Raw genomic sequence first — 10,308 nt, 5'->3', positions numbered from 1 at the left:
TGCACGGGCGCATCGACGAGGTCGTCTGCCTGGGCTGCCGCCGCATCACCCCGCGCGACACGCTGCAGGCCCGGCCGCCACCGCGCTCAACCCCGGCTTCACCGAGGCGCACAGCGCGCAGGTCGAGACGGCCCCCGACGGCGACGCCGCGGTGGAGATCACCGACGGCTTCCGGATCGCGCCGTGCGCGTCCTGCCGCGGGGTCCTCAAACCGCACGTCGTCTTCTTCGGGGAGAACGTGCCGAAGGACCGGGTGGCGCGCTGCTACGCGATGGTGGCCGCGCTGACCCCCGAGGACGGCGCGCTGCTCGTCGCCGGGTCCTCGCTCACCGTCATGTCGGGGCTGCGGTTCGTCCGGGCCGCGCACCGGGCTGAGGTGCCGGTCGTGATCGTCAACCGCGGGGCGACCCGGGGCGACGAGCTCGCCGACCTGCGCGTCGACGCGGGCTGCTCGGAGGCACTGGCCGCACTCGCGGCCCAGCCGGTCTGAGCGCTCAGACCCCGCCGTCGCGACGCCCGCGGGGAGTGTCGAAGCGCCGGGTGGCGCGGTCGGCACCGATCGCGACCAGCGCGCACGCGGGCAGGACCACCACCGTCACGAACACGACCTGCGCCACGAACGGCAGGCCGGTGAGCCACAGCTCGAACGCGTCCCAGCCGTCGATGATCGTGCGCACACTCCACACGGTAGTCCCCGGGCCCAGGCATTAGGTTCGGGGCCATGTTCGCTGTCTACGCGCAGGAGCCCAACGCCGACGCTCCCCTCGACTCCCTCGTCGTGGGCGAGCGGCCCGACCCGGAGGTCCCCGACGGCTGGGTCTCCGTCAACGTCTCCGCCGCCAGCCTCAACATGCACGACCTGTGGACGCTGCGCGGGGTCGGCATCAAGCCCGACCAGTTCCCCATGATCCTCGGCTGCGACGGCGCCGGGACCCTCGACGACGGCACCGAGGTCGTCCTCTACCCGATCATCGGCGACCCCGACTGGCGCGGCGACGAGACGCTCGACCCGAAGCGCACCCTGCTCACCGAGCGCCACCAGGGCACGATGGCCGACAAGGTGATCGTCCCGGCGCGCAACGCGGTCCCCGCCCCGAAGGGCCTCACCCCCGGCCAGGGCGCCGTCCTGGGCACCGCCTGGCTGACCGCCTACCGGATGCTGTTCACCAAGTCGGGCCTGCAGCCGGGCCAGACGGTGCTCGTCCAGGGCGCCTCCGGCGGCGTCTCGACGGCGCTGGTCCAGCTGGGCCGCGCCGCGGGCTTCCAGGTGTGGGTCACCGGCCGCGACGAGGAGAAGCGCGCACTGGCCGAGCGGCTCGGCGCGCACGCCACGTTCGAGTCCGGGGCGAAGCTGCCGGGCAAGGTCGACGCCGTCATGGAGTCGGTCGGCGAGGCCACCTGGAAGCACTCCATGCGGGCGCTGCGACCCGGTGGCCGCATCGTCATCTGCGGCTCCACCTCGGGCCCGAACCCGCCCGCGGACCTGCAGCGGCTGTTCTTCCTCCAGCTCGAGGTGGTCGGCTCGACCATGGGGACGCGCCAGGAGCTCGCGGATCTCATGAACTTCGTGGCGACAGCCGGGATCGCGCCGGAGATCGGGACAGAACTGCCGATGGACTCCGCGAAGGAGGCGTTCGAGGCGATGTCCGCGGGGCGCACGGCGGGGAAGATCGTCCTGACCCGCTGAGGCGTTACGTGATCCGGGTGTGATGCAGTCGTGATGTCGTTGGTGAACGTCAAGCGGTCTACGTAATCGCTGGTCGTCGGCCTGTCGGTCATCGCTGCGTGACGACCGCCCGGCGCTCGGGGGACGTTTGCCCAGGACAGGGTCGGATTTCGCCCGATCGGCAAGTACAGTGCGTCATCGTGACCGAGCCTTTCAGTCGACGGGCGTCGGGGACTGCCACCATGGCTGCCCCGACGCCTGGAGCCGCGGGTGTCGTCGAGTTCCTGGACCGGGTCGACCACGCCGTGGCCACAGCCCTGTCCACCAACCCGTCCTCGACGGACGTCAGCCGTGACGGCTGGCGGGTCCTGTTGATGCTCGCCCGCGGCACCGGCCGCAGCATGGGCGAGGTCGCGGGATACACGTCGCTGCCCGCCCCCACGGCCACCCGGATCGTGGACCGCCTCGTCGAGAAGAAGCTGGCCTACCGGTCGGCCGACCCGCTCGACCGGCGCCGCGTGCTGGTGCACCTGTCGGCCGAGGGACGGACGGTCGTCGAGTCCGTCTGCCAGCGGGTGCAGCGCATCCTGTCGCCGCGCCGTGCCCCCGCCGCCCGGCCCGCGCCGTGCGACGGGCCGATCCCCGGCCCCCGGGCGGGCTCGGTCATGTAGACCGCCCGCGCGCTCCCCCGCCCCCACCACGTACACGTCGGGCCCGACCCCCTGCCGGGAGTCGGGCCCGCTTCGCGTCCGGGAGCTACTTCTTGGGCTTCTCGGTGGCCGTCCCGCCGCCGGTGGACAGCGCGGCGACGAAGGCCTCCTGCGGGACGTCGACGCGGCCGATCGTCTTCATCCGCTTCTTGCCCTCCTTCTGCTTCTCCAGCAGCTTGCGCTTGCGGGAGATGTCGCCGCCGTAGCACTTGGCGAGGACGTCCTTGCGGATCGCGCGGATCGTCTCGCGGGCGATGATCCGGGCGCCGACGGCGGCCTGGATCGGCACCTCGAACTGCTGGCGCGGGATGAGCTCGCGCAGCTTGGTCGCCATCGAGGTGCCGTAGGAGTACGCCGACTCCTTGTGCACGATCGCGGAGAACGCGTCGACGGCCTCGCCCTGCAGCAGGATGTCGACCTTGACCAGGTCGGCCACCTGCTCGCCGGCCTCCTCGTAGTCGAGGCTGGCGTAGCCGCGCGTGCGGGACTTCAGGTTGTCGAAGAAGTCGAAGATGATCTCGCCGAGCGGCATCGTGTAGCGCAGCTCGACGCGGGTCTCGGACAGGTAGTCCATCCCGCCGAGCTGGCCGCGCCGGCTCTGGCAGAGCTCCATGATGGTGCCGACGAACTCCGACGGCGCCAGGATGGTGATCTTGGTGATCGGCTCGCGGACCTCGGCGACCTTGCCCACCGGCCAGTCGCTGGGGTTGGTCACCTCGATCTCCTCGCCGTCGTCGGTGGTGACCTGGTAGACGACGTTGGGTGCGGTGGAGATCAGGTCGAGGTCGAACTCGCGCTCGAGCCGCTCGCGGGTGATCTCCAGGTGCAGCAGGCCGAGGAAGCCGCAGCGGAAGCCGAAGCCCAGCGCGGCCGAGGTCTCCGGCTCGTAGGTGAGCGCGGCGTCGTTGAGCTGCAGCTTGTCCAGCGCCTCACGCAGGTCGGGGTACTGCGAGCCGTCGATCGGGTAGAGCCCGGAGTAGACCATCGGCTGCGGCTCGCGGTAGCCGGTCAGTGGCGCGGTGGCCCCGTTGCGCTTGGACGTGACGGTGTCGCCGACCTTGGACTGGCGGACGTCCTTCACCCCGGTGATGAGGTAGCCGACCTCGCCGACGCCGAGGCCGTCGGACGGCTTGGGCTCCGGGGAGACGATCCCGATCTCGAGCAGCTCGTGCTCGGCACCGGTGGACATCATCTTGATCTTCTCGCGCGGCGAGAGCTTCCCGTCGACGACCCGGATGTAGGTGACGACGCCGCGGTAGGTGTCGTAGACCGAGTCGAAGATCATCGCACGGGCGGGGGCGTCGGCGTCGCCGACCGGGGCGGGGACCTGCGCGATGACGGCGTCCAGCACCGCCTCCACACCCTCACCGGTCTTGGCGCTGCACCGCAGCACGTCCTCCGGCTCGCAGCCGGTGATGTGCGCGATCTCCGCGGCGTAGCGCTCCGGGTCCGCCGCCGGCAGGTCGATCTTGTTGAGGACCGGGATGATGTGCAGGTCCTTCTCCATGGCCAGGTACAGGTTGGCCAGGGTCTGCGCCTCGATCCCCTGCGCGGCGTCGACCAGCAGGATCGCGCCCTCGCACGCCTCGAGCGCCCGGGACACCTCGTAGGTGAAGTCGACGTGACCCGGGGTGTCGATCAGGTGCAGCACGTGCTCGGTCTCGACGCCGTCGGCGTTCTTCGCCGTCCACGGCAGCCGCACGTTCTGCGCCTTGATCGTGATGCCGCGCTCGCGCTCGATGTCCATCCGGTCCAGGTACTGGGCCCGGGCGTCACGCGCGCTGAGCACCCCGGTGACCTGCAGCATCCGGTCGGCCAGGGTGGACTTCCCGTGGTCGATGTGGGCGATGATGCAGAAGTTCCGGATGCGCTCCGGCGGGGTGAACGTGCGGTCGGCGTACGTCGTCACTCGGCTGTACTCGGCTTTCGCTCATGCGTGGGGCTTCGGGCACTTCGGGTGCTCAGGGCACTCGCGGCTCGGGGCACTGGGTCCCATCGTCCCATGTCGGGCCGGGCGACCGCCGTGGTGGCACCGCAGATCGTCACACGCCGTTCACGCGGCGCGTCCCGGCGTTGCCGCCCGCCCACCGATCGCGCACGATCGAACGGGTCAGCCACCCCCACCCGGAGGAGTCACCGTGTCGGTCACCCCCGTCCCCCCGCTGGACCGACTGGGCGCCGCCCGCGTCGTGCTGGCCCGCAAGAAGAAGCTGGGCCTCACCTGGGACAAGATCGCCCAGGCGTTGGGGCACCCGGTCGAGTGGTCCACCTCGGCCCTGCTCGGGCAGCAGACGCTGACCCGCGAGCAGGCCGAGACCGCGGGTTCGCTGCTCGACCTGGAGCCCGACGTCGTCGACGCGCTCACCCTCCCGCCGGTCCGCGGCGCGTCCGCGGTGGACCTCACCGATCCACTGGTCTACCGGCTCTCGGAGATGGTCCAGGTGTACGGAACGACGATCTCGGAGCTGGTCCGCGAGGAGTTCGGCGACGGCATCGTCTCGGCCATCGACTTCGAGCTGGACCTGCAGCGGGTGCCCGACCCCAAGGGCGACCGGGCCGTGATCACCCTCAACGGGAAGTTCCTGCCCTACCGCGTCTGGTGACCCGGCACAGGGCGCGACGACGCCGCTGGTAACCTTGTGCGTCGAGCGCTCGGCGTGCTCGCCCGAAACGGCCTGGACCCTCTCTCCAGTGATGCTGTTCGGTGCCGCCGGAGCGGACCCGGACGAGAACACTCACCAGCCGACCAGCAGGCAGGAAGACCAGAGGCAGACGTGGCCAACATCAAGTCGCAGATCAAGCGAGTGAAGACCAACGAGAAGCGCCGGCAGCGCAACAAGTCGGTGAAGTCGTCGGTCAAGACCGCGATCCGCCACTTCCGCGAGGCCGCCGACTCCGGCGCCGACAACGTCGTGGAGCTGCAGCGCAAGGCGGCCAAGGCCCTCGACAAGGCGGCCGGCAAGGGCGTCATCCACCGGAACCAGGCGGCGAACCGCAAGTCGGCCCTGGCCAAGCGTCTCAACGACGTCCAGGCCTGAGCCACCCCGGTTCTTCCGACGACGGCGCCGCCCCACCCGGGCGGCGCCGTCGTCGTGTTCCCGGCCCCGGGCGGCCCGGCGCGGCCGGTGTCCCCCAGGCTGAGCGGGTCAGCGCGGGGTGCGCGCGGACACGACGGCCAGCACGGCCCGCTCCAACGCGTATCCCGCGTCCGCGGCGACGCCCTTGACGTCGGCGTTCACCCGCGCCGTCGCCGCGATGGCGACGGCGAGCTGCTCCGGCCGCCACTGCCGGACCGTCTGCTGGGCCTTGCGGATCTTCCAGGGCGGCATGCCCAGCTCCCCGGCCAGCCGGTTCGGGTCGCCCCGCCCGGCCGAGCCGACCTTGGCCAGGGTGCGCACCGAGTCCGCGAGCGCGTCGGCGATCAGCACGTGCGGGACACCGAGCACCAGCGCCCACCGCAGCGCCTCCATCGCCGCCCGCCGATCCCCCGCGACCGCCGCGTCGGCCACCGCGAAGCCCGAGGACTCGGCTCGGCCGCGGTGGTAGCGCCGCACCCCGGCCTCGTCCACGGCGCCGCCGGTGTCCGCGACGAGCTGCCCGGCCGCGGCCGCCAGCTCCCGCAGGTCCGACCCGACCGCCTCGACCAGCACCGCGAGCGCCCCGGGCGTGATCGTGCCGCCGTGGCGGCGGACCTCGTCGCGCACGAAGTCCGACCGCTCGTCGGCGCGGGTGATGCGGTTGCAGGTGACGGTGTGCGCCCCGGCCTTGCGCATCAGGTCCAGGACCGCCTTGCCCTTCGCCCCCCCGGCGTGCTGGACCACGAGCACGATCCCGTCGGCCGGGTCCTTCACGTAGTCGGCGATGGCGGCGGTCATGTCCTTGTTCGCGTCCTGACCGTGGGTGAGCACGATCACCCTGCCCTCCGCGAAGAGCGAGGGGCTGAGGTGCCCGGCGAGCTCGCCGGGTGCCACCTCGGAGGTGCGGAAGCGGCGCAGCTCGGTCTCCGGATCGCGCTGCCGTGCGCGCCGGACCAGGTCGGACACCGCCCGCTCGGCCAGGAACTCCTCGTCCCCGACGACCAGCTGCAGCGGGCCCGGTTCGCTCGTGCTGCTCACACCCCCATGGTGGCCCACACCTCCGACAACGGGTGAGCCGCGTCCCGACCGGAGGACGTCGTCTGGCGGTGGGGCGGCCCGCTCGCGTACGGTCGTCGTCGATTCCGGCGCCTGGCGTCCGGAGCACCACAACCGCATATGGCTCATCCAGAGGGGCAGAGGGAACGGCCCGTTGAAGCCCCGGCAACCGGCGTCGCACGACGATCCGCCCAGACCTGCGCATTCCGCGTGGCGAGGACGTCGACGAACACGGTGCCAATTCCGGCCCGCCACCTCCGGCGGGACAGATGAGGAGATCTCGTGACTCTCACTGCTGCGCCCGAAACCACCTCCGCCTACGACCTCGGTTCCGCGCGCGCTCTCGCGTGCCGCGAGTGCCGCCACGAGATCCCGCTCGCCGCGGAGTTCGCGTGTCCGCGCTGTTTCGGCCCCCTCGAGGTCGCCTACGAGTTCCCGACGGTCACCCGCGCCTCCATCGAGGCCGGGCCGAAGTCGATCTGGCGCTACAAGGACCTGCTGCCGGTCCCGTCGACCGTCGAGCAGCACGCGAACACCGAGCCCGGCCTGACCCGGCTGATCGAGGCCGACAACCTGGCCCGAGCGCTCGGCGTCCGCAAGATCTGGATCAAGGACGACACGGGCAACCCGACGCACTCGTTCAAGGACCGCGTCGTCGCCGTCGCGCTCGCCGCCGCCCGTGAGCTCGGCTTCTCGGTGCTGTGCTGCCCCTCGACGGGCAACCTGGCCAACGCCGTCGCCGCCGCGGCCGCCCGCGCGGGCTGGGACTCGGTCGTGCTGATCCCGTCCTCGCTGGAGCAGGCGAAGATCGTCACCACCGCCGTCTACGGCGGCACCCTGCTCGCCGTCGACGGCAACTACGACGACGTCAACCGGCTCGCCACCGAGCTGGCCGCCGAGCACGAGGACTGGGCGTTCGTGAACGTCAACGTCCGGCCGTACTACGCCGAGGGCTCGAAGACCCTGGGCTACGAGGTCGCCGAGCAGCTCGGCTGGCGGCTCCCGCAGCAGGTCGTCGTCCCGGTCGCCTCCGGCTCCCAGCTCACCAAGATCGACAAGGGGTTCACCGAGCTCGGCACCCTGGGTCTGGTCGAGCCCACCCCGTACACCGTGTTCGGCGCCCAGGCCACCGGCTGCTCGCCGGTCGCGCGGGCCTTCGAGGCCGGCCACGACGTGATCCAGCCGCAGAAGCCGGACACCATCGCGCGCTCGCTGGCGATCGGGAACCCGGCCGACGGCCCGTACGTCCTCGACTCGGTGCGCCGCACCGGCGGCTCGGTCGGCCACGTCTCCGACTCCGAGGTCGTCGCCGGCATCCGGCTCCTGGCCCGCACCGAGGGCGTGTTCGCCGAGACCGCGGGCGGGGTCACCATCGCGACCACCAAGAAGCTGCTCGAGGCCGGGGCGCTCGACCCCGACGCCGAGACCGTCCTCATGATCACCGGAGACGGCCTCAAGACCCTCGACGCCGTCTCCGGCGAGGTCGGCCCGACGGCGACCGTGCCGTCGACGTCCGCCGCGGTCCGCGAGGCGCTGGCGAACCGGGGCTGACCGGCCCCGCCGGCCGGGCGCCGGACGGGGGTCGCCCCGCGCGACCACCGTCAGCCCGGCCGGGTCGTCGCCGGTCAGGGCCAGGTCGCCGGACCGGTCGGTGCGTGCGACGACGATCCCCGCCCCGGCGAGCCGGTCCACCAGCTCCGCGTTGGGGTGCCGGTAGCTGTTGCCGTTGCCGACGCTGATCACCGCCGCCCGCGGCGCGACGGCCGTGATCAGCCGCGGGACCACCTTGCGGGACCCGTGGTGGGGCATCTTCAGCACGTCCGCCCGCAGGTCGGCCCCGGAGTCGAGCAGGTCGTCCTGGGCGACCAGCTCGGCGTCGCCGGTCAGCAGGATCGTCGCGGCCGGGGTGGTCGCGCGCAGCAGCAGCGAGATGTCGTTGACCGCCGTCCCGTCGCTGCCGTCGACCGTCAGGGGCGGGTGGACCGGACCGAGTACCTGCAGGCGCAGCTCCGGCCAGCCCAGCTCCATACCGCGCGCGAGCCCCACCACCGGGGCACCGGCCTCCTCGGCACGCCGGGTGATGTCGCGCAGCCCGGACGCCGGTTCCCGTACCGGACCGACGGCGATACCGCCCGCGGCGCGGCCACGCAGCGCGCCGGCGAGGCCCCCGTCGTGGTCGGCGTGGAAGTGGGTGATCACCACGAGTTCCAGGACCCGGACGCCGAGCCGGTCCAGGCAGGTGTCGACGGCGTCGTCGGTCGGCCCGGTGTCGACCAGGACGGCGTGCCCGGGGGTACCGGTGGCGAGGACGAGCGCGTCGCCCTGACCGACGTCGCAGGCCACCATCCGCCACCCGGCGGGCGGCCATCCGGGCGGCGCGAACCGGGTCGGGACGAGGACGACGAGCAGCCCCACCAGCAGGGCCAGCAACAGCGCCCGCAGCCGGGGTACCCGGCCCATCGCCAGCAGCACGACCAGCACCCCGGTGAGCAGCAGCAGCGCGCCACCCGCCCCCGCGGGCCACGGCACGGTGGCACCGGGCACCGCGGCGGCCCGGTCCCCGACCACCACCAGCCACCACACGAACGGTCCCGCCAGCCAGGCGCAGCACCACGCGGCGGCCGGGCTCACCGCGGACAGCACCGCACCGAGCACGCCCAGCACCGTCGCGGGGGCGACGGCGGGCGCCGCGAGCAGGTTCGCCACCACGGTGACCAGCCCGACTCCCCCGTTGAGCCCGGCGATCACCGGCGCGGTGGCCAGGGCCGCGGCGACCGGGACGACCAGTGCCTCGGCCGGTCCGGACGGCAGCCCACGCCGCCGCAACGCCGCCGTCCAGCCCGGGCCCAGCAGGACCAGCGCACCGGTGGCGACGACGGAGAGCACGAACCCGGCGTCGACGGCCAGGGCGGGGGCGGCCAGCAGCAGGCCGAGCACGGCCACCGCCAGCGCGGGCACCGCCGACCGGGCGCGGCCGGCCGCGAACGCGATCAGCACCACCCCGCCCATCACCGCCGCCCGCAGTACCGACGGTGACGGCCGGGCCAGCACGACGAACCCGACCAGGGCCAGCATCGCTGCCGCGGCCGCGATCCGCGGGTCGGTTCGGAACAGGCGCAGGAGGAGCAGCACCGCCCCGGTGATGATCGCGACGTTGGCCCCGGAGACGGCGGTGAGATGCGCGAGCCCGGCGGTGCGGAAGTCCTGCTCGGTCTCGGCGAGCTGGGCGCGGGTGTCCCCGATCGCGAGCCCGGGCAGCAGCCCCGCGGGTGCCTCGGGCAGCGCGGAGAGCGCCGCGTCGCGCAGGCCGTCGCGCAGCGCCCCGGCACCGGTCTGCCACCAGGGCGGCACGGTCACGTCCTGCGGCGCACCCCGGACCTTCAGCACGGCGACCGTGAGGTCGGGGCGCTGCGCGGGCATGAGCAGCCCGGCGGCGGAGACCTCCTGGCCGGGGAACAGCCCGGTCCAGCTCGCCGCCGGGGCCAGGAGCAGGAGCTTCCCGCCGGTGGTCGCCCGGTCCCCGCCGACGGTGGCCGTGACGAGCTCGGTGGGTACCAGCGCCATCGCCCGGGCGGCGCCGGACTCGTCGCCGCCGCCGGTGGTGCTGCGCAGGAGCCGGGGGTCGTCGGTGAGCCGGACGCGGACCTCGGCGGCGGCACCGCGGTCGGCGGGTGCCCGCAGCGGGTGCGAGGCCAGCGCGGCCGCGTGGACGGTGACCAGGACGGCCGCGACGAGGGCGCACCCGGCCGCGGCGAGCACGATCGACGACGGCGCCGCGGCACGGGCGCTGGTCCGGCGC

9 protein-coding genes, 2 pseudogenes and 1 riboswitch are annotated in these 10,308 nt (G+C 73.2%); of the genes and pseudogenes, 7 read left to right on the top strand and 4 right to left on the bottom strand.

The features are described from left to right. A partial coding sequence (locus tag KPF22_RS00190; protein ID WP_305080307.1) for a Sir2 family NAD-dependent protein deacetylase occupies nucleotides 1-490 on the top strand: 490 nt, incomplete at its 5' end. A gap of 4 nt (nucleotides 491-494) precedes the next feature. Here the strand turns inward: KPF22_RS00190 and KPF22_RS00185 are convergent. Beyond that, nucleotides 495-677: a hypothetical protein gene (locus KPF22_RS00185; protein ID WP_208824786.1), complete on the bottom strand. Its 183-nt coding sequence runs from the start codon at nucleotides 675-677 to the stop codon at nucleotides 495-497. A gap of 44 nt (nucleotides 678-721) precedes the next feature. On the opposite strand from KPF22_RS00185, the gene KPF22_RS00180 reads away from it, so the two are divergent. Both KPF22_RS00180 and KPF22_RS00175 read left to right on the top strand, forming a co-directional pair. Then, nucleotides 722-1,687 (top strand): zinc-binding dehydrogenase, encoded by a 966-nt coding sequence (locus tag KPF22_RS00180; RefSeq protein ID WP_208824788.1) that lies wholly within the window; start codon nucleotides 722-724, stop codon nucleotides 1,685-1,687. Nucleotides 1,688-1,908: 221 nt separating this feature from the next. Next, nucleotides 1,909-2,337 (top strand): MarR family winged helix-turn-helix transcriptional regulator, encoded by a 429-nt coding sequence (locus tag KPF22_RS00175; RefSeq protein ID WP_224400901.1) that lies wholly within the window; start codon nucleotides 1,909-1,911, stop codon nucleotides 2,335-2,337. Nucleotides 2,338-2,422: 85 nt separating this feature from the next. On the opposite strand, the gene lepA is transcribed toward KPF22_RS00175, so the two are convergent. Beyond that, on the bottom strand, nucleotides 2,423-4,285 hold the full coding sequence (gene lepA, locus KPF22_RS00170; protein WP_062401443.1) for a translation elongation factor 4: 1,863 nt from the start codon (nucleotides 4,283-4,285) through the stop codon (nucleotides 2,423-2,425). 229 nt (nucleotides 4,286-4,514) lie between these two features. Here lepA and cynS point away from each other — a divergent pair, with 229 nt between their 5' ends. Both cynS and rpsT read left to right on the top strand, forming a co-directional pair. Further along, nucleotides 4,515-4,979 (top strand): cyanase, encoded by a 465-nt coding sequence (gene cynS, locus KPF22_RS00165; RefSeq protein WP_224400900.1) that lies wholly within the window; start codon nucleotides 4,515-4,517, stop codon nucleotides 4,977-4,979. A 171-nt stretch (nucleotides 4,980-5,150) separates the two neighbouring features. Continuing rightward, a complete protein-coding gene (gene rpsT, locus KPF22_RS00160; protein ID WP_062401442.1) occupies nucleotides 5,151-5,414 on the top strand; it encodes a 30S ribosomal protein S20 in 264 nt (87 codons plus the stop codon). 108 nt (nucleotides 5,415-5,522) lie between these two features. Here the strand turns inward: rpsT and holA are convergent, their stop codons facing one another. Continuing rightward, nucleotides 5,523-6,491 carry a DNA polymerase III subunit delta gene (gene holA, locus KPF22_RS00155; protein ID WP_179760589.1) on the bottom strand — a complete coding sequence of 323 codons (969 nt, stop codon included), beginning with the start codon at nucleotides 6,489-6,491 and terminating at the stop codon, nucleotides 5,523-5,525. Nucleotides 6,492-6,631: 140 nt separating this feature from the next. Further along, nucleotides 6,632-6,785, top strand: a riboswitch (SAM riboswitch). Nucleotides 6,786-6,791: 6 nt separating this feature from the next. Here holA and thrC point away from each other — a divergent pair. Continuing rightward, a complete protein-coding gene (gene thrC / locus KPF22_RS00150) occupies nucleotides 6,792-8,060 on the top strand; it encodes a threonine synthase (RefSeq protein ID WP_208826866.1) in 1,269 nt (422 codons plus the stop codon). A gap of 240 nt (nucleotides 8,061-8,300) precedes the next feature. On the opposite strand, the pseudogene KPF22_RS33510 reads toward thrC, so the two are convergent. Continuing rightward, nucleotides 8,301-9,752, bottom strand: a pseudogene (locus KPF22_RS33510) (ComEC/Rec2 family competence protein); the annotation flags it as partial. Between KPF22_RS33510 and KPF22_RS00140 the strand changes: the two are divergent. Further along, nucleotides 9,687-10,308, top strand: a pseudogene (locus KPF22_RS00140) (hypothetical protein); the annotation flags it as partial. The pseudogenes KPF22_RS33510 and KPF22_RS00140 sit on opposite strands and share 66 nt — an antisense overlap.

Origin of the sequence: Pseudonocardia sp. ICBG1034 (assembly GCF_020131375.1) — a bacterium.
Classification (GTDB): Bacteria; Actinomycetota; Actinomycetes; order Mycobacteriales; family Pseudonocardiaceae; genus Pseudonocardia; species Pseudonocardia alni.
Note: the sequence above shows the minus strand (reverse complement) of the source record. Positions and strands in the feature narration are given on the sequence as shown.

Excerpts from the sequence above, each read along its gene's own strand:
- KPF22_RS00180 (WP_208824788.1), top strand. The coding sequence starts at position 722 with ATGTTCGCTGTCTACGCGCAGGAGCCCAACGCCGACGCTCCCCTCGAC.
- KPF22_RS00175 (WP_224400901.1), top strand. The coding sequence starts at position 1,909 with ATGGCTGCCCCGACGCCTGGAGCCGCGGGTGTCGTCGAGTTCCTGGAC.